Genomic DNA, 20228 nt, shown 5'->3' on the forward strand with positions numbered 1-20228 from the left:
TTTATGGAGCCGATAGGACTGGTGTTCACCTCTTCCCATCTCGAACAGAGCAGTTAAGCCCAGTACCGTTGATGATACTGCAATCAAATGCGGGAAAGTAAAAAAGCTCCAAAATATTATAACAAACACAAGCCACTCCGAAAGAGTGGCTTTTTTGTTTTTCAAGGCTCAGTCCCGTTGATGATATTGCAGGCTGCGCGCCCCGATCAATGCGGGAAAGTAAAAAAGCTCCAAAATATTACAAAGACAGAAGCCACTCCAAAAGAGTGGCTTTTTTGTTTTACAAGGCTCAGTCCCGTTGAAGATATTGCAGGCTGCGCGCCCCGATCAATACTGAAAAGTAAAAAAGCTCCAAAATATTAACAAATACATAAGCCACTCCGAAAGAGTGGCTTATGTATTTTGCTAGAAATCAGCAGATTATATATTCTTATGCTCTAACAGGTTGGAATAAGGCTAGAAATCATGTTGTTCTTTATGATTGATAATACTTTAAAGCACGATTTAATCTACCTTGAATTACCTTTCTTAGCTTTAGAGGAGCTAAAACTTCAACTCCATCACCGAATCCTAAAATTTCTTTTTCTAACTCAAAATTGATTTGTAATGCTAATTCAATGGTGAGTCCTCTTTCATTTTCCTCGATAACTTTTTGTGAATGATGTAAAGGTTTCGTAATTACATAAGGGGCATGCAAAGGGGTAAACGTTAATACTATTTGTTGTGGACGAAGATTATTTACCGTAACTCCAATGGTATTTTTATAGAATTCTTCTTGAACAATGACATCATTTGGTAGGTAAGGAATGTCTTCAGAGACGTGAACTTCTTGTATTCTGTCCAAAGCAAGGTGTAAAACGCTTTCCTGTTCCTTCCTTTTTCCTACTAGAAACCAACGGTTTTTAAATTCTTTTAACCACCATCCGTGGAATACAAAAACTCCTTCTTGCCGTGCTTTGAATGATTTGTAAGTTATGATAAGTGCTTTTTTGGCTAAAATAGCATGATAAAGATAGTCTAAATAAGAAAGTCCCTTCAGGTTTTCATTTTTTTCAAAATCAATAATTGAACTTCGCTTTTCTTGTGCACTATAAACATGTTCTTCTAACTTATTGACTACCTCGCTCAATTGATCAAAATGCGAAAAACCTTTGAATTGCTTTAATAATGATAACGCCTCATTCATTTGAATAAGGTCTGTTTGGGTAATTGGTGATTTTGTAATACTAAAATTGGGGTCAGCATAGGTATAATATTTTTTATCAACAACGATTATCGGTGCTTCATATCCTAATTTGTCACTGCGCATGACTTGAATATCTGCTTGAATAGTACGCAAGCTGATTCCTTTATCTATTCCTTCATACTCATAGAGTGCATCAGATACCTTTTCTATTAAATCTTCTAAAGTCCATTTTCGCTGACGATTCTGTAAACAAGCATCGATTGTTTTGTAGCGAATGAGAGCATTTCTATTAGTTGGCATATTTAAAGCACACTTTTTATGAGTTTTTGAAATATTTTTTACAAAAAAGTAAAAATAAATAGAACTACGCAAAAAGACTGCGTAGATACACTGCAATTTTGTATTAGAAATTTAAAACAACCTAATGTCATGAAATTCAATTTCTTAAAGAAGCCCAATACTATTCTCAAAAATTATGAAGGAGCACCTTCGTATCAGTTGAGTCCAGAAATGGAATTATATAGTGCTACGGTGACAAGCCTGCTTCATGACAGTTTCTATGAAAAAGCAGAAGAAAGATTAATACGCCTACAGCAATTGATTGAAAAAGTGTCACCAGAATATTGTGCTAAACTGGCAGTGTATGCTCGTCGCTCGATGAACTTGCGTTCTGTGCCAATTGTGCTTTCGGTAGAGTTAGCCAAAAAAGCGGATGCAGGAGCTTGGGTTGGAAAAGCTATTGAGCAAATAGTTTTGCGACCAGATGAGATCACTGAGACTCTGGCTTATTATCAGCAAACCAACAAAAGGACAGGAACAAAGCGACTCAATCGACTTTCAAAACAGATTCAAAAAGGTTTGGCAAAAGCATTTAATCGTTTTGATGAATACCAGTTTGCCAAGTATAATCAAAATACGGAGGTAAAATTAAGAGATGCCTTGTTTTTGGTGCATCCGAAACCTAAGGACTTAGCTCAACAAGTTGTTTTTGATAAAATCACTCAGAATACCTTGTCTACAGCATATACTTGGGAGACAGAACTTTCTGCACTTGGACAGCTTCATTTTGGAAGTGAAAAGGCAAAAAATAAAGCCTTCAGAGCTAAATGGGAAGAGCTGATTCTGAGCAAGAAAGTAGGGTATATGGCTTTGCTGAGAAATCTTAGAAATATGCTGGAAAGTAATATTTCGGATGAATGTTTGGATATGGTTTTATCTTATTTATCTGAAGAAAATGCCGTCAGAACTGCCAAACAGCTACCTTTTCGATATTGGTCTGCCTATCGAGAATTGAGTAATATAACCGATGGTAGAGTGACTAGGGTTATTGATGCTTTAGAAAAAGCGATGCTATTAAGCGCTCAAAACATCAAGGGTTTTGATAACGATACCAAAGTTGTTTTGGCTTGTGATGTGTCAGGCTCGATGCAACAAAAATTATCTGCAAAAAGTAGTCTGATGTATTATGATATAGGTTTGTTATTGGCAATGCTCTTGCAAAACCGTTGTAAAAATGTAGTTATGGGGATGTTTGGAGATACTTGGAAAGTGATTCAAATGCCGAGTAAAAGTATTTTATCGAATGTCGCAGCATTTCATCAACGTGAAGGAGAGGTGGGATATTCAACAAATGCACATTTGGTGATTGAAGATTTGTTAAAGCGTGAATATCAAGCTGATAAAGTGATGATTTTTACGGATACACAGTTATGGAATAGCCAAAATAGAGATGCGAACAGCATTAAAACGGCTTGGCAAAACTATAAAAGGAAATTTCCGAAAGCAAAGTTATATCTTTTTGATTTAGCTGGTTATGGTCAAAGTCCCATGAGAGTAGAATCAGGAGATGTGTATTTGTTGGCGGGCTGGTCAGATAAAATTTTTGAAGTACTCGATGCCCTAGAAAATGGACAAGGTATTGTAGATTTTATTCAAGGAATAGATTTGTAAAGTACCTATGTATTAAGTTCTAAGAATAAGGATATCATACTGAAGATTTTGTAAAATGCCGTAAGGTTGAGATACTTCGCTCCAATATAGGGGAGGAATGGTGTGATTGAGTAATACAATGAGGTCATCTGGTTCGACTCCAGCTTGCAATGCCCCGTTCTCGACCTGCCTATTGCTTTTACAAAAAAAACCAGAGTGCCGTAAAAGAGCGATACTTCGAATGTAATCGACTCCTTTTATCATCGTTCTTTGCTCATTGCCTCTGGTTTTTTAAGATTTTAAAGAGTGTCGTAAAAAAGCGTTACTTCGTTGGCAGTGTGCTGAGGTTCGAATCCTTCATTTCAATAACTTATGTTGAATGATAGCACAAATCGCTTTTTGCTTGTTACCTCTTTATTTCCCTTTAAATAGTTCTACATCTCTTACAAAACAATTATACAAATTCTAAAAAAATGGAAACAGTAATCATTACCCAAGAAGACTTACAACAATTGGGTGTACATCATGAAGAAGCCTACCCAAAATTCTTGAGGGTAGCCAATGGTTTGTTAAATAATGGGGTTTATCCCAAATCTCATATATTGTTATTGTTTGCTCAAATGATAGATTCGCCAAAGAAGTTTAGTTTTTCTAAAAACAAACTGACCAATTTGGCGCTCTACACCAAGCATTTGAAAGAAATAGGTCAAGAGCTTGTTTTATCAGAATACGGACAATCCTTGTTGGAGGCAGAAAAAAACAAACCTAAATATGAATTACCTAAAACGGGTCGTCAGTCAGAAAACTATTTTGACCTAAGAGAAGAAGCATTATCCTACCGAATTTACGGAGGAAATTACATAGAGCAAGGCGCCTTGGACCAAATGCAAACAGCGATGAAATTACCAATTTCAATAGCTGGAGCACTGATGCCCGATGCACATCAAGGATATGGATTGCCTATTGGCGGAGTTTTGGCAACGACAGCAAATACCGTGATTCCGTATGCTGTAGGGGTGGATATTGCCTGCCGTATGTGTATGAGCGTATTTGATTTACCTGTGTCGATGATTCAACGAGAAGATAAATTGTTGAAAAAAATGCTTGAATACCATAGCTTCTTTGGGATGGGTTCAGAGTCGAAGCAAAAATATGATGATACACTTTTTGACCGCTCGGAATGGACTGCAACAAAGTTAATTCGAGACTTAAAAGATAAAGCTTATCGACAATTAGGAACTTCAGGAACGGGTAATCATTTTGTTGAATGGGGTGTTTTAGAGGTTTTAGAGCAAGACGAATTAATGGATTTGCCTGTAGGAAAATACCTTACCTTATTGTCACATTCGGGGTCAAGAGGATTTGGTGGTGCTATTGCCAATCATTATTCAAAAATAGCGATGGAAAAAACTAGACTTCCTAAGGAGGCTAAACATTTGGCATGGTTAGATATGAATAGCGAAGAAGGGCAAGAATATTGGTTATCTATGAATTTAGCGGGAGATTATGCCTCAGCCAATCACCATGAGATTCATCATAAAATTGCTGCTGCCCTCAATCAAAACCCACTGAAGCGAATCGAGAACCACCATAATTTTGCATGGGAAGAGCGTCTTGCTGATGGAACTCCAGTAATTGTGCACCGAAAAGGAGCTACGCCCGCTGGTAGCCAAGATTTAGGGATTATTCCTGCCTCGATGACTCAGCCTGGCTATGTGATTCGAGGAAAAGGTACATCAGAGGGATTAAATTCTGCTTCGCATGGCGCAGGTCGTAAAATGTCAAGAACCAAAGCATTGGGTATGCTGACAAAAGATGATTTGCAGGCAGAATTAAAAAAAGCACAAGTCCAGCTCATTGGTGCCGACTTAGATGAAGCTCCACAAGCGTATAAGGATATTCGAAAAGTAATGGATGCTCAAACTGATTTAGTACAAGTACTAGCGCAGTTTAGTCCCAAAATTGTACGAATGGCCGACGGTCGTGAAAAGGCAGAAGATTAGTATCTTTTGAACAATAAGCCTTCTATTCTCAGGAGTTTTTCTGAAAATAGGAGGCTTTGTTATGAATAAATTCTATTTTTGACCGAAAATTTTAACATAATATCTATGGCAAATACCTATTTATCATTTATTAGCGACGAGCACTTATTGAATTGTGTTGCTAATCTTTATCAATCCTATCAAAAGGCAAAAAATGATATTAATAAAAAGAAATTCTACAGTAATAAAATTGATGCCTTTAAAATGGTTTTTGATGTGAAATTCAATAATATGGATGAGGAAGCATTAATTCAGGCTGAGATTTTACGTCAAGTAGACAAATCAATTAATAATTCAATTGGAACCTTTCATGAGGAAATATTAGGAGGAATAGTAGGCTATGAAAAAGGCAATTTGAGTGGTTTTGATATTAAAGCTATAGACAATACACTATTTGCAGATATTAAAAATAAGCACAATACGATGAATAGTAGTGCTGCTGAAAGTCTATTTCAAAAGTTGAAACGATATGCTGATGACAATAAACAAGCCAAGTGTTATTGGGTACAAATACTAGCTACACAAAGTTTTTGTGAAAAGTGGGTTAGTATCATTAATGGTAAAGAATATAGTCATAGTAGGGTTTATAAAATATCAGGAGACCAATTTTATCGACTACTTACTGGAGTTGATAATGCACTATTTCAATTGTATAGCGTTTTACCAAAAGTGATAGAGGATTATCTGAAAAGTATTCGGGTTGAAGAGTCAGAGAAAAAGCAAAACTCTGCATTAAATGAAATTAAGGATGGTTCAGACAAATCTGGTCGAACCATCCTTAATGAAATTACTTATGAAAATTACCAGTATTATTTAGGTTTTGATAAACTGTAATACTGATTTAAAAACTTCACAATTGAATACCCTACCTCTCGACCAAGATTGACAGGTACAGCGTTACCTATTTGCTTGTACTGTTGAGAGGTAGAACCTGCAAATTTCCAGTCGTCTGGAAATGTCTGGATTCTAGCATATTCACGTACGGTGAATGGACGAGTTTCTTCTGGATGACAGCGCTCTGTTTGTTTTTGAGCAGGAGAGCAAGTCAGTGTGAGACTAGGTTCGTCCCAGCCAATTCTACGAGCCATTCCTGTTTTACCACCACCCAAATAAAAACTTTTACCCATATAACTCTTTTGAACATCCAAAGGCAAATCACGCCAATAGCCTTTAGGAGGCACAAGGTCTAAGACAACTTTTTTAGATTTTGGATATTTTGCACCATCTGATTCAGGTACATCAGTGTCAAAAAGCTCACCCTTTTTTAAAGCATCTGAAAGGTTGTATATTTTTTTATAAGGTTTGGGATATTCAAATGGAATATCTATATCCTTTCTGATTCCAACTAATATAAGTCGCTCACGTTTTTGAGGAACTTTATAATTGACAGCTTTTAATACTTGGATAGGAACGACATTGTAGCCAATTTCATTCAAAATGGAAATCATGCCTTGAAGCGTTTTTCCATTCTCATGGCTTAGCAACCCTCGTACATTTTCACCTACACAAATCAATGGATTGATTTCTTGTACAGCTCTGGCAAACTCGTAGAACAATGTTCCTCTGGCATCATCAAGACCCAGTTTCTTGCCTGCATAACTGAAAGCTTGACAGGGAAATCCTCCTGTGACCAAATCGACTTGGTTGTGATATTCTGAAAAATTAAAGCTTTTTATATCTCCTTCTAGCACGTTCCAGTGCGGTCTGTTACGTCTTAATGTTTCACAAGCCCATTTATCAATTTCATTCAAAGCAGTACACTCTATACCAGCCTGTTCGAGGCCAATAGCTAATCCACCTGCACCCGCAAAAAGCTCTATTACAGAATAGGGATATAAAGGTTTTTCGTAGTTGGAAATTTCTTTATCTTCTTTTGATTTGATAAAATCATTAAAAATATTTAATTGCTCTCGAGAATACACACGATAGTTGCTCATTGGTTCGCGTACGGCTTGAAGTTTACCTTCTCTATCCCATCTTCTCAAAGTTTCTTTACTTTTGCCTAATATTTCAGCCGCCTCATTTAGTGTTAAAAAATCATCCATAACCACCTTGTTTAACCTTATACAATGGTTACAAAATTAGGCTATTTTTTTTGATAAACAATTTGTTTTGGATTTATTTTGAAGCTGAGAATGTTTTATTTGAATAAAAAAGATAGAAATCATGCAACCATTAGCCGAAAGGATGCGTCCGCAGACGCTTGATGATTATGTGGGTCAAGACCATTTGGTTGGAGAAAAAGCTGTTTTGCGCAGAGCTGTTGAGGCTGGTCGTATTCCTTCCTTTATTTTGTGGGGACCTCCTGGGGTTGGCAAAACTACTTTGGCTAGTATCATTGCCAAAACGTTGAAACGCCCTTTTCATACACTTTCTGCCATTAGTGCGGGGGTAAAGGATATTCGCGAAACTATAGATTCTGCCAAAAAACAGAAGTTTTTTGATACGCCTTCGCCAATTTTATTTATCGATGAGATTCACCGTTTTTCAAAATCACAGCAGGATTCCTTACTGGGGGCAGTTGAGCAAGGAGTGGTAACGCTGATTGGTGCTACCACCGAAAATCCATCTTTTGAGGTAATTTCGGCTTTGTTATCTCGTTGTCAGGTATATGTACTAAAATCTTTGGAAAAAGATGATTTGATTTTGATGTTAAATCAGGCTTTGTTGAAAGATAGTTTTTTGAAAAATAGAGATATAGAAATCGTAGAGTATGATGCTATCTTGCAGTTTTCAGGAGGCGATGGTCGAAAGTTATATAATATCCTTGAATTGGTGACAAATTTCCAGCAGGCTGGAGAATCGCTGAAGATTACCAATGAAATGGTAGTAGATAAGTTGCAACAAAACATTGCGATGTATGACAAAGATGGCGAGCAACATTATGATATTATCTCGGCATTTATTAAGTCTATTCGTGGGTCAGACCCTAATGCGGCTGTGTATTGGTTGGCTCGCATGTTGGAGGGAGGCGAAGATATAGAATTCATAGCAAGACGCTTGGTTATTTTGGCTGCTGAAGATATTGGATTAGCTAACCCCAATGCTCTTCTGATGGCTAACACATGCTTTCAGGCGATTCGCGTGGTTGGTATGCCCGAATCTAGGATTATCTTGTCGGAGGCGGTCATTTATTTGGCAACCTCTCCTAAAAGTAATTCGGCTTATTTGGCTATTGGTGAGGCTCAAGAATTGGTTAGACAAACGGGTAATCTTCCGGTACCACTGCATTTGCGAAATGCTCCAACAAAACTCATGAAGTCACTAGATTATGGAAAAGGATACAAATATGCCCATGACTATAAAGGGAATTTTGCTGAGCAAGAGTTTTTTCCTAAAGAAATAGAAAAAACAAAGCTTTTTGAACCTCAGCAGAATTCAGCAGAAGAAAAAATCCGTCAAAAACTGCGGAATGATTGGGGAGAGTGGTATCAGTATTAAAAGGGCTTTGGGATTTCGGCTATCAGCTTTGGGCAAATGAAAAATCTTGTTTCGTTTGCCCAAAGCTGATAGCCGACTGGTAAGCAGTTAGTATAAGATACTATTATTTACAACTTACTATTTACGGCAACAACAGCGATGAGTCGCCGTAACTTAAAAAGCGATAGTCTTTATCCATAGCTTCTTGATATACTTTACGCCAATCTTCGCCGATAAGGGCAGCGATAAGTAATACCAAAGTACTTTCAGGTTGATGATAATTGGTAACAATTCCTCTACAAACCTTGAAATGATAACCAGGGAAAATAAATATTTCGGTTTCTCCTGTAAGCTCTTCAATATCATTGCTTTCCATAAAATTGAGGATTGTGGCAAATGATTCTTGTCGACTAGGAAGTGTTTTAGTATGATGATATGGATAGAGTTTTTCTATCAAAAAATCAGAGTCACCTTTCCCTAATTTTACCCCAAACCAATACAAACTTTCGAGCGCACGCATCGAAGTGGTACCTACTGGAATAATCGGTCCTTCATGTTGGAGTAAATTCTGAAGATTTTTTCTAGAAAAAACAATCTGCTCATTATGCATGCGGTGCTCTACAATATTTTCGACTTTGATAGGTTGGAAAGTTCCCGCACCAACGTGAAGTGTCAAAAAATCTTGTTTAAAACCAGCTTGCTGAAGTTTTTGTAAAACTTGTTCTGTAAAATGCAATCCTGCGGTTGGTGCAGCTACAGCTCCTTTTTTCTCGCTATAAACAGTCTGATAAGTTTCATAATCAGATGATTCTGTTTCGCGATTCAAGTAAGGAGGCAAAGGGATTTCACCCAATGATTGAATCAAATCTACGAATAGAATAGGAGTATCATTACTCAAATTTTGCCAAGAGAGCTCGACATGATTTTGCTCCTCATCGGCTAATTTGGCTGATACAACTACTTCATTACCATTGACTTGTAGAGTACGCTGAAGAATATCGTTTTTCTTAAAACGTTTTTTGTTACCAATCATACATTCCCAAATACAGCTATCACTTACCTCCATTGCCAAGTTAATAACCGCAGTAGGGGCAATGGGATGTAATAAGAAAATTTGAATGGTAGCTCCCGTAGGTTTCTGAAAGTGTATTCTTGCTGGAATAACTTTGGTATTATTAAAAACCAACAGACTACCTTCTGGAAGATAGTCTGCGATTTGATAAAACTGAGTATGCGTGATTTCACCTTGATTATATACCTGTAGCTTAGACTGGTCTCTTTCAGACAAGGGAAATTTAGCAATTCTTTCATCAGGAAGCTCATAAGTATAATCAGATAATTTAATATCTGTTATAGAAAGCTCGTTCATGGTATTGTTAATTAAGTATTTGTACCGATACTTTTAATGTCGGAATTTGAGCGATTAGCTTTGTCAAATTAATCTTCTTCTATTACACTTGGATTGGTATATAACAATTTGATAGGCAAATAAAATAACCAAGCTAATGTAAGTGCTACGCCAACCACTAGCAAATAAGTATAACTAGTATTAAAACTGCGATCGTCGTTGAGAGTCAAAATAGCACGGAGTACTAAAATCAAAAAAGTATTGATAAAAGCAGGTAGAAAGTTCAACCAGTTGCCAATGGCAGCATTCAAGTCTTTACGATTGGCTAACCATTTTTTATTAGGAATCCAAGAAAAAGAAGTATCTGGTAATTTAAGGATCATTTTTGCCAAGGTAATAGGCAAAATATTGACAACCAGTGAAATGGCTAAGAAGAGATAGAAGATTTCGTCTTTGGGTAAGAAGCCATCACCTCTACCATTTGGCCCGAAGTGAACTGCTGTATAATCTGGCAGGCCACGATAGGTAAACAACAATATTAGCGCAAAGGCTAACATAGAGGCATAACGCCACGTTCTCGAGATAAATAATTCTATACTCATTTTTTCAGACTGTCTCTTATCGTTGGTAGGGTTGTGATTTAGTCAGATTTACGTTTTATGAACCAATGACATGAGACTGAGCGACCAAATCCCCATTTTTCAGACCGCAAAATTACTTCAGAAAGCTTAGGTTTTCTAATTTTGTGAAAACAATTCTCGATTGACTTTTTTCAGTTCTTGACTAATCACATTAGGATGTTTGGTGACGAATAGGAATAGGGTAGAGTTTGAAGGATTTATGCCAAATAAAATTTTGTTGTTATAACAATTATTTTTTGCAATTTTATAAGCAAAAATCCTCAAAAAAAACATAGCTTTGTATTATTAAGCATTTGGGCTAATTGATTGGCTATGAATTAGCTTCGAGAGGTAAAAATTTAGGTTAGTTGTAAAACTTTGACGGTTAAGTTCTTCATGAAAATTTATACAAAAAGTGGTGACCGAGGGACAACTTCGTTGGTAGGAGGCACAAGAATTTCGAAAGCTGAATTACGAATAGAAGCTTACGGAACAGTTGATGAACTGAATGCTTACATTGGGTTATTGGGCGATTTTGAAGTAAATACCGACAAAAAAGCTCTTTTAAAGGAAATCCAAGATAGATTATTTACCATTGGTTCGATATTGGCTTCAGAACCAGAGCAAACAAAGAAACAAATTCCTGATTTGCACGAGAGTGATATCGAAGCTTTGGAAAAAGCAATGGATGTCATGAATGAAGACTTAGAACCTATGCGATTCTTTATTTTGCCAGGTGGGCATCAACATGTATCGTTTGGGCATGTTGCCAGAACCGTATGCCGAAGAGCCGAACGTCAAGTAGTACGATTAGCAGAAGAAAACGATACCGATTACTTGGTTATCCGATATTTGAATAGGCTATCCGATTATTTATTTATACTTTGCCGTTTTATGGCCAAACAACTCGGTGTGGCAGAAGTGGCTTGGAAAGCCAGAGTTTAGTTGAGAAAATAGCATAACGCAATATTAATATGACAGATACAGTGCAAATCGAAATTCATCAGATTGAGAAATCGAGAATTGATGCGGTTGATTTCGACAACCTAGTTTTTGGACGCTCGTTTGCTGACCACATGTTGGTGGTTGATTACAAAGATGGTGCTTGGCAAACGCCTCAGATTGTACCTTATGGTCCTATTTCTTATACGCCAGCGATGATGTCGCTACATTATGGTCAAGCAATTTTTGAAGGTATGAAAGCCTACAAAAATGCTGAAGGTGAAATCCTCGTGTTTAGACCGCACGATAACTGGGCTCGTTTGAACAAGTCAGCTGTACGTATGTGCATGCCAGAAATTCCAGAGGATATCTTCATGGAAGGTCTTTCTGCATTGTTGAAACTAGATTCTGCATGGATCCCTGCTAAGCCTGGATGTTCAATGTATATTCGTCCATTTATGTTCTCGACAGACGAATACGTAGGCGTTACTCCTTCAAAAACGTATAAGTTTATGATTTTCAATTGTCCAGTAGGGGCTTATTACAGCAAGCCTTTGCGTGTGAAAGTTGAAACGCAATATATTCGTTCTGCTCACGGTGGTGTTGGTTTCTCGAAAAATGCAGGTAACTACGGTGGCTCATTGTACCCAACTCAGTTGGCAGCACAAGAAGGCTATGACCAAATCATTTGGACCGATGCAGCTACACACCAATATGTAGAAGAAGCAGGAACAATGAATTTATTGTTTGTGATTGATAACAAATTAGTTACAGCACCAACAGGCGATACTATTTTGGACGGTGTTACTCGTAAATCTGTCTTACAAATCGCTCGTGACTGGGGTATGGAAGTTGAAGAACGCCAATTGTCAGTTGCTGAGTTAGTAGAAGGAATTAAAGCAGGTAAGGTACAAGAAGCATTTGGTGCTGGTACAGCAGCTGTTATTGCTCCAATTTCAACGATTGGTTTTGAAGGACAAGACTACGAATTACCTGAGCGCCCAGCAGATGCATTCTCGAAAAGAGTTTATGAAGAAATTAACTCAATTCGTTTGGGCGTGAAAGAAGATTCAAGAGGTTGGGTATATAAAGTGTAATGATTGGAAAATCATTTTCTGACCAAACAAAAAGGAGTCCTGTGAAATTTCACAGGACTCCTTTTTGTTTGTTATGACTTATTGAACTTCTTTGTCCGATTTATTAGCAAATACAATTTTAAAGCCTGGGTCTTTTTGCGTACTTACATTTTGAAGTACTAGCATTTGCTTTCCGTTGGCAATTTCCCAAGAGGTAGCTTTGGGTTTGTCTGTTCCTGCACCATACTTCTTATTAAAGTACGATTTGAATTCCTGAAAAAGACTGTCTACCGTAGGTTGTTTTTCTATGTAAACATCAATCGCAATTTCACTTACTTTGTTGGCATTATCTTTACTGTATAGGATATCCGCAAAATTAAGATCAGTATTATCAAAATACTCTGTATAGCTACGACCATTGTCTGGTTGCGTTTCAGAAGGAAGCGTACTTTCTTTGATACCATCAAAAGTATCACCTAGCGATACCCCTCTAGCCATTCCAGCATCTGATTTTAGAATTGACTGAAAAATAGGAGAGTAGTTATTCAAATCAGCGCCTTTGTTATTGGTAGTAGCATCGAGACTATTGACTTGAATTTGGTCGTTACTTTTCTTTTCTTGGCAAGCTTGTAATCCACCTAAAAGAAAAATAGAACAGAAGAGAAGTATTTGTTTTTTCACAATAAATGAATGATTGAGTAACACTATGTATGGTTAACAAATATGCAGTAAAAGTATTGTGACAAAGGTAAGAAAACTTTCTGAGTCGTTTGTTAGGTTTCTATTAATACTCCACAAATGAGAGTCTTGCCGAATGAATCTGTGATTAATCGTATTAATAACAGAAAAAAAATAGCTTATGAGCTTTTGTGCTCATGGCAAATATACACATATCACATGATGATGTGGCGTTAACTCATTTTATCCTCTGATTGAAGGCTATCTCTAGCTTTTCTTTGTATATTTATGACGCTTATCACGGGTTTTATTCGCCATTGAAAGCAAAAACATCTATTACTACTTGGAATTAATCAATAAAGGAAAATTAAACATGGATACAGCACCCATCAAAATAGTAGTGTATGAAGATAATCCAGACCTTCGAGAGAGCCTTTCGGTACTCTTGAGAGGCTCTATGGGTTTTGAATTAGTCGGAGCTTTTGTGAATTGCGAAAATGTAGAGTCACAAGTAAACTTATACAAACCCGACGTGGTATTGATGGATATTGACATGCCCGTTGCCAATGGTATAAATGGTCTGAAGACGATCAAAAGAATAGCACCACAGGTTAACGTATTGATGTTCACGGTATTTGACGATAACGAAAATATTTTTGAGGCCATTTGTTCAGGAGCGGTTGGGTATATGCTCAAGCGAACTCCTCCGACCAAATTGCTTGAAGCAATCATTGATGCGCATCACGGTGGAGCACCTATGACCTCTAGTATAGCTAGAAAAGTGCTACAAATGTTACCTCAACAGCAACCTCGTGTAGCAGATAACGTATCATATAAGCTTACCGAACGCGAAACCGAAATCCTTAATTTATTGGTCAAAGGGAATAGCTACAAGATGATTGCTGACAAATGTGGTATAACCATGGACACTGTACGTTCGCACATCAAAAAGATTTACGATAAGTTACATGTTCACTCGCAAACAGAGGCCGTAGCAAAGGCAATTCATGAAAGAATTGTTTAGAAATTGGAAACCATAGATAGTGTTAAATACTGAAAGTAGTATTTTACGAAGAGAAAATATATTGATTTAGTGATTGTTAGAGGCGTTGGGGGATAGGTATCACATCATGATGTGATTGACAGGTACCATAAAAATGAAGAATTTTGTGATACCAATTTACCTAACCATGACATAGTCCTTTAAAATTATATATTTTCCGAACGTAACTTATAACTATCATGGTAACATCAAGAATTTCTAACTTGCCCTCTATTGCTGTATCTGTACCATCAACAGAATACAATGCCTACTCACTGGAGACACTTCGTCTACCAAAAATTTCTGACGTTGTAAAACGTGAGAATATCAAAGAAGGTTTTATTTCTTTGCCCGTTTGCTGCAAAAAAAGCATTTCTGTGGCTTGGAAAGACATCACTCATCTCGAAGCAACGAGCAATTATACTAAGTTTTACTTCAGTAATGGAAAAAACTTACTAGTTTCTCGTACAATGAAAGATTTTTTGAGTAAATTAGATGCCGAAATGTTTGTGAGAGTTCACAAGTCATTTGCGGTTAACCTGAACTACATTGTTCAATACGACGTAAAAGAGGATATGTTTGTGGAGTTGAAAAGTGGAGCAAAGATTAGCGTATCTCGTCGTAAGAAAAAAGACTTCTTGGAAAAAAGACGTCAATATTTTGAAAACTAATTCATAGTAAAAAATATTAGTGGTTAGGTATTTAGGAAACAAGGGCGACCCTTGTCGCCCCATGTTTTTAATAATAGCTAATCCAGCTAGAAAATATTTAAGATAATAGGTGTAGAACTATTAATTTGCACAGGGAGATGTTCTTAACGTCTCCTTTTGTCTTTTATATGGGTCAAGAATATTGAATGAATATGCTGAGTTAGTAGTGTACGAAGGAATTCTAACAATTGCGGATTTTGGATTTCTGATTTCGGAAATAAAGAAAAATACCTGTATTTTTTACAAAATATAGAAGTTTACACTTCCGAAATCCACCATCCGATATCCGAAATAAATGGTTTTATTATCCTTCGTACGTACCTAATGCGGAGTTGTGAATTATTTTTTATGATTGTAGAGAAGTAATACTTGCGTCTTCCCAAGTATTTAAAGTAGCCTGTAAAATATTTGTCAAAAAGGAGTAGATAATACCTAATACGATTTTTTCTGCTGCCCACTGCCCACTGCCCACTGCCTTTTCACTAGAATTCTCGAGTAATATTGAAAATAATTCCAGATTTTCCTTCTCTATTGATAGCCCAATGCAATTTTACAACAAGATTGTAATAGGTTACGGCATCCACTCCCAAGCCTGTGGAATATAATGGTCTATTGGCTAATGAACTAAGGTTCTTGTTTGTATATTCGTTTTGTACATATCCCCAGTCAACAAAGTAATTTGGATAGACTTGGATAGGAATTCGATTAAACTGAGAGGACTTAATCCATCTAATTGTTAGGGTTTTATCCAAAAGTTTGGTTCTTAAATTCATTCTTGCCCAAGCATACTTCTGCCCATCAATCACATATAGCTCATAACCTCGAACTAAGTCTGTGCCATAACCCAATCCTCTCGTGTTGAAGAAGGGTTGTCTATTGGGAAAAGATATTTTGCCCTCAGCTCCAACATTCAAAAATAGATTATTGGCTAATGCCCAGTATTTATTGGCGGTAAGTGTAAAATCTAGTTGATTAATATTATCGGAAGGTAATAGTCCGAGCTTGTTGAGATATAGCTCAAGTCGGTAGCCTCGTAAAGGAAAAACGACATTGTCTCTAAAATCGTAATTGAAATAATAGCTCAATTGAAGATAGCGTTGGGTATTAGCTCCTTCCAAAAAGTAATTAGGATTAGCTTTTCTGATAGTATCAGCTACCCAGTTTTGATTATACCGAAGTTCAAGGGTGTGATTGTCGTAAAAATGATAGCGTTTTTTGAGTTGAGCAAAAGCATAAATTCTCTGGCGTAGGCTATTTTCTGACTTGATATAGCTCAAGGTGTCGTGCAAAGTGCCAAAGGCCACATTTTTATTGGTAGAATAAGAAATGCCTAATCCTAAACCTGTTTTTTGAGCTTTGTCGATATAGGGAATTCGATAAAAAAGCTCTAGTTTTTGTGTGAAGCCTACTTCTGCATTCAAGATTAACTTTTCGGCACGACCTCTAAAATTGGCGTGTGTAACATTTGCCCCAAATATTAATCGATCTAGTCTGCCACCACGACTCCACCATTCATTATAGTTTCGGTCAGCAATTTGGATATTTGGATAACCCAAGATATACCACTGTTCTTGAACTTTAATCAACATGTCCAAATCCTGAGAGAGGCTATCCTTTTTATATTTAATTTCAACAAAATTGAATAGGCTTGTGTTGAAGATCTTTCTTCTATTTAATTCAACTCTTTTTGCTAAATCATTTAGATGAATTGTATCGCCTTCATGAAAGTCTAGCTCTCGTCGAATGATATATGCCTTGGTACGTTGATTTCCTTGTAGAGAAATATGACGAATAACAAGGGTTGAATCACTTTCGACAGGCTGTAAAAAATGAAGAAGATTGCAAAATAGAGTTACTAAAAACATATTATTAAAAGTAAGCGATCGAGCAAATTTGGGGCTTAGGTTTAGTAAACTTAAATAATTAAAAAAGTTTCTTAAATAAAGCTAATTTATTCTTATTATTGTTTTCTATTTCCACAAATTAGCCATTTTTATGAAATCCTTAAAATCTTCACTTACCTTCTCACAAATCATTAATATGAATGTGGGATTTTTTGGCATACAATATAGTTTCGGACTCCAACAAAGTGCCGTAAATCCTATCTATGACTTTTTGGGGGCAAGTCCCGACGAAATACCACTTTTGAATCTAGCAGGTCCAGTGACAGGTTTATTAATTCAACCACTTATTGGGGCTTTGAGTGATAAGACTTGGCATCCTCGTTGGGGGCGTCGCAAGCCTTTCTTTTTTATCGGAGCACTCCTTTGTAGTTTGACACTCTTTATCTATCCTTTTAGTAGTTCATTGTGGATGGCAGCAGGCTTGTTATGGGTATTGGATGCAGGAAATAATACCGCTATGGAGCCATATCGTGCATTTATTGCGGATATTTTACCAGAAGAACAACAAGCAACAGGTTTCTTGACACAAAGTTTCTTTACGGGTTTAGGTATTACTTTAGCAAACGTATCTCTTTTTGTTTTCCAAAAAAATATTACAGGCTCTTACGGGCAAATTCCATATTGGGTATTTGGTTCATTCTTTTTAGGTTCTTTATGCTCGATAGGTTCGGTACTGTGGTCGATGTCAAAAACGGAAGAAATACCCCCAAGCGATGAAGAATTAGCTAAAATACGAGCGCACAAAGGTGGTTTATTAGAACCTATTATTGAGATTTTAGCAGCAATTAAAGATATGCCGAAAGTAATGTGGCAATTGGCTTTGGTGTATTTGTTCCAATGGTATGCCCTGTTTTGTTATTGGCAAAATGCTTCCAAAAGTATCGCACTATCAGTTTGGAAAACAACTCCAAAAGAAAACCCAGATTTGTATCAAGAGGCTGTAGGTTGGACTGGTTTGGTAAATGGTTGGTATAATGTTGCCACGTTTATGTCGGCTTTTGGTTTGGTGTGGTTGGCCAAAAAAAGTAGTCCAAAACTCGTTCATGTATTATGTTTGATTATGGCAGGAGTAGGTCTATTGATTTTTCCACATATTGAGAATAAATATATGCTATTTGCTCCTATGACAGGTTTTGGTATAGCTTGGGCAAGTATGATGGGAATACCTTATTTGATGGTTGTATCCGAAATTCCAAAGGAGCGCTATGGTGTATATATGGGAATTATTAACATGATGATTGTAATTCCGATGATTATCCAAAACTTAACTTTTGGGTATGTTCTTGAACATTTTTTAGATAATGATTCTGGGAAAGCGGTAACTTTTGCAGGAATATTTTTGCTGATAGCAGCAGCAGCTACAATGTTGATTAAATCCAAAAAAATGGATGCAGGTCAAGTTGTGAGTATGAGCTCAGGGCATTAAGATTGGACAATCAGGTGTCGGCTTTCAGCTTTGAGAAATTAACATTTATATTTTTCAAAACTGAAAGCCGATCTCTGATGACTATAATTATTTTTCGAAAATAACTTCCTCTGGACTTTCAAACCACTTTTCTAATTGTCCATTATACTGTTTTTCAATGACATTACGCTTGATTTTAAGAGTTGGAGTAAGCATATTATTTTCGACTGACCACGGCTCTTTCACAATGACTATTTTTCGCAAATGTTCATAGTTTTTGAAATGAGGATTAACTCTCTTGATCATTTCTTGAAAAACTTCCCGTAGTTGTCCCTCTTCCGTATTTTTTCCAATCTCAGATAAAACTACCAATGCAATAGGCTGAGGCAAGCCTGTACCCACCACGCAAACTTGCTCGATAATTGGGTTTACGGCCAACATTCCTTCGATGGGGGTAGGTACAATATATTCACCTTTTGCGGATTTGAACATATCTTTTACTCTCCCAATAATAGAAATATAACCTTCTTCGTCGATAGAAGCCATATCTCCTGTAGCCAGCCAACCATCCTTAAATAGCTCTTGGGTCATAATGGGTTCTTTGTAATACCCAACAGTATTCCATTGAGCCTTCATCAGTAGCTCTTGAGTATTGGGGTCTATTTTGATGGTAACGCCATTATGTGGTTTGCCAACGGTTCCTTTTTTATATTTGGTTGGCATAATCGTAGCTACGCCCATATTTTCTGTCATGCCATAGGCTTCTCGGATTTGAATATCTAGCTTATGAAACCACTCGAGCAAGCTACTTGGCATAGGTGCGGCGCCAGTCAAAATTAATTCTGCCTTAGCTAGCCCTAATCCCTTTTTTACTTTATTTCGGATAAGCCCTTTTACGATGGGTACTTTGAGTAAAAGGTCAAGTTTACTTTGTGGTAATTTTGATAAAATACCCAACTGAAACTTTGTCCAAATGCGAGGCACAGCCAAGAAATGAGTAGGATTAGCTGTCTGAAGATTGGACGCAAAAGTGTCTAAACTTTCTGCAAAATAGATTGTTCCCCCAGAGGCTATCCCTGCTGATTCCACAAGAGTGCGCTCTGCGATATGACAAAGTGGCAAATACGAAAAAAAGCGAGCGTTCGAGATGTCCAGTAGTCCCACTTCTCTGGTGTGTTCTAATGCCGAAATCAGTCCTTGATGTGTGAGCATAACACCTTTGGGTACACCTGTTGTGCCCGAAGTATATACAATTGAGCTTACCTCTTCATAACTTGCCAAAGCGAATGAAGCCAAAGAAGGGGTTGTTTGTGTGATGGATTCCCAATTTTCGAATTCACTCGGAGCACCTTCGTAATAACTCGGAAAAGAGACACAATGAATACTTGTCGGAATACCATTTTTCATTGATTCCCAAGAATCCAACTTTCCAACAAACAAAATCTGACAGTCTGAGTGAACCAGTACCTGTCGAAGTTGCTCGTCGGTAAGAGTAGGATAAAATGGAACAGACACATGGCCAGCCATACTAATGGCCAAATCTGTCATAATCCAATGGGCGCAGTTTTTGGACAAAATTCCGATGTTACTTCGAGGAGGTAAGTTTTGTAACAGAAGCCATTGGGCTATTTTTCGAATTTGTTGACCCGCTTCATGATAGCTAAAATCCCTAAATTCACTTCCATGTGGTTGTTTTAGGAAAATGCTGTGTGGCGTATGAGTTTCCCAATGGCAGAAATTTTCAACCATTGACTTAAATTGTCTTTTCATATCAAATCAGCTATTGTGGCTAAACAGATATTATTGATTCATTTTTTCAACAATATCTGTTTCACAGTTTCTTTAGAAATATTGAAGACAATTTAAGAATAAAATTGAATTTTGATTATATTTGTTTGAATTTTTTGGTGAGAGTGGTGGCATAAT

16 protein-coding genes and 1 rRNA gene are annotated in these 20228 nt (G+C 37.0%); 10 read left to right on the plus strand and 7 right to left on the minus strand.

Features of this window, described 5'->3' with window-relative positions:
- Nucleotides 1-2 precede the first annotated feature (2 nt).
- Nucleotides 3-114 (plus strand): 5S ribosomal RNA (rrf, locus tag QM524_RS04845).
- Nucleotides 115-475: 361 nt separating this feature from the next.
- Here rrf and QM524_RS04850 read toward each other — a convergent pair.
- Nucleotides 476-1486 carry a helix-turn-helix transcriptional regulator gene (locus QM524_RS04850; RefSeq protein ID WP_283343724.1) on the minus strand — a complete coding sequence of 337 codons (1011 nt, stop codon included), beginning with the start codon at nt 1484-1486 and terminating at the stop codon, nt 476-478.
- A 129-nt stretch (nt 1487-1615) separates the two neighbouring features.
- On the opposite strand from QM524_RS04850, the gene QM524_RS04855 reads away from it, so the two are divergent.
- From QM524_RS04855 to QM524_RS04865, 3 genes are all read left to right on the plus strand, one after another.
- On the plus strand, nt 1616-3136 hold the full coding sequence (locus QM524_RS04855) for a TROVE domain-containing protein (RefSeq protein ID WP_283343725.1): 1521 nt from the start codon (nt 1616-1618) through the stop codon (nt 3134-3136).
- Between the two features lie 452 nt (nt 3137-3588).
- Entirely contained in the window at nt 3589-5118 is a 1530-nt protein-coding gene (locus QM524_RS04860) for an RtcB family protein (RefSeq protein WP_283343726.1), read from the plus strand.
- 105 nt (nt 5119-5223) lie between these two features.
- Nucleotides 5224-5991, plus strand: a complete 768-nt coding sequence (locus tag QM524_RS04865; RefSeq protein WP_283343727.1) for an Eco47II family restriction endonuclease — start codon at nt 5224-5226, stop codon at nt 5989-5991.
- Here QM524_RS04865 and dcm read toward each other — a convergent pair.
- The gene (gene dcm / locus QM524_RS04870; protein ID WP_388045223.1) at nt 5967-7202 is read right to left on the minus strand and encodes a DNA (cytosine-5-)-methyltransferase; all 1236 of its coding nucleotides are present in this window, start codon (nt 7200-7202) and stop codon (nt 5967-5969) included. The genes QM524_RS04865 and dcm overlap by 25 nt on opposite strands.
- A gap of 121 nt (nt 7203-7323) precedes the next feature.
- Between dcm and QM524_RS04880 the strand changes: the two genes are divergently transcribed.
- Nucleotides 7324-8598 carry a replication-associated recombination protein A gene (locus QM524_RS04880; RefSeq protein WP_283343728.1) on the plus strand — a complete coding sequence of 425 codons (1275 nt, stop codon included), beginning with the start codon at nt 7324-7326 and terminating at the stop codon, nt 8596-8598.
- A gap of 121 nt (nt 8599-8719) precedes the next feature.
- Here QM524_RS04880 and QM524_RS04885 read toward each other — a convergent pair whose 3' ends face one another.
- Nucleotides 8720-9946, minus strand: a complete 1227-nt coding sequence (locus QM524_RS04885; protein WP_283343729.1) for an S-adenosylmethionine:tRNA ribosyltransferase-isomerase — start codon at nt 9944-9946, stop codon at nt 8720-8722.
- 68 nt (nt 9947-10014) lie between these two features.
- Nucleotides 10015-10527, minus strand: coding sequence for an SdpI family protein (locus tag QM524_RS04890; RefSeq protein ID WP_283343730.1), 513 nt, complete (start codon nt 10525-10527; stop codon nt 10015-10017).
- 414 nt (nt 10528-10941) lie between these two features.
- On the opposite strand from QM524_RS04890, the gene QM524_RS04895 reads away from it, so the two are divergent.
- Together QM524_RS04895 and QM524_RS04900 are read left to right on the plus strand one after the other, a co-directional pair.
- Nucleotides 10942-11490 carry a cob(I)yrinic acid a,c-diamide adenosyltransferase gene (locus QM524_RS04895; protein ID WP_095167950.1) on the plus strand — a complete coding sequence of 183 codons (549 nt, stop codon included), beginning with the start codon at nt 10942-10944 and terminating at the stop codon, nt 11488-11490.
- Between the two features lie 29 nt (nt 11491-11519).
- Nucleotides 11520-12584 carry a branched-chain amino acid aminotransferase gene (locus QM524_RS04900; RefSeq protein WP_283343731.1) on the plus strand — a complete coding sequence of 355 codons (1065 nt, stop codon included), beginning with the start codon at nt 11520-11522 and terminating at the stop codon, nt 12582-12584.
- Between the two features lie 78 nt (nt 12585-12662).
- On the opposite strand, the gene QM524_RS04905 is transcribed toward QM524_RS04900, so the two are convergent.
- On the minus strand, nt 12663-13244 hold the full coding sequence (locus QM524_RS04905) for a hypothetical protein (RefSeq protein ID WP_283343732.1): 582 nt from the start codon (nt 13242-13244) through the stop codon (nt 12663-12665).
- 370 nt (nt 13245-13614) lie between these two features.
- Between QM524_RS04905 and QM524_RS04910 the strand changes: the two genes are divergently transcribed.
- Nucleotides 13615-14265: a response regulator gene (locus QM524_RS04910; RefSeq protein ID WP_095167977.1), complete on the plus strand. Its 651-nt coding sequence runs from the start codon at nt 13615-13617 to the stop codon at nt 14263-14265.
- Nucleotides 14266-14483: 218 nt separating this feature from the next.
- Entirely contained in the window at nt 14484-14954 is a 471-nt protein-coding gene (locus QM524_RS04915; RefSeq protein ID WP_095167956.1) for a LytR/AlgR family response regulator transcription factor, read from the plus strand.
- Between the two features lie 521 nt (nt 14955-15475).
- Here the strand turns inward: QM524_RS04915 and QM524_RS04920 are convergent.
- Entirely contained in the window at nt 15476-16858 is a 1383-nt protein-coding gene (locus QM524_RS04920; protein WP_283343733.1) for a BamA/TamA family outer membrane protein, read from the minus strand.
- A gap of 130 nt (nt 16859-16988) precedes the next feature.
- Between QM524_RS04920 and QM524_RS04925 the strand changes: the two genes are divergently transcribed.
- Entirely contained in the window at nt 16989-18323 is a 1335-nt protein-coding gene (locus tag QM524_RS04925) for an MFS transporter (protein ID WP_283343734.1), read from the plus strand.
- A gap of 87 nt (nt 18324-18410) precedes the next feature.
- Here the strand turns inward: QM524_RS04925 and QM524_RS04930 are convergent, their stop codons facing one another.
- Nucleotides 18411-20072 (minus strand): AMP-binding protein, encoded by a 1662-nt coding sequence (locus QM524_RS04930; RefSeq protein ID WP_166577937.1) that lies wholly within the window; start codon nt 20070-20072, stop codon nt 18411-18413.
- Nucleotides 20073-20228: the final 156 nt, after the last annotated feature.

Origin of the sequence: Flectobacillus roseus (assembly GCF_030056595.1) — a bacterium.
Classification (GTDB): Bacteria; Bacteroidota; Bacteroidia; order Cytophagales; family Spirosomataceae; genus Flectobacillus; species Flectobacillus roseus.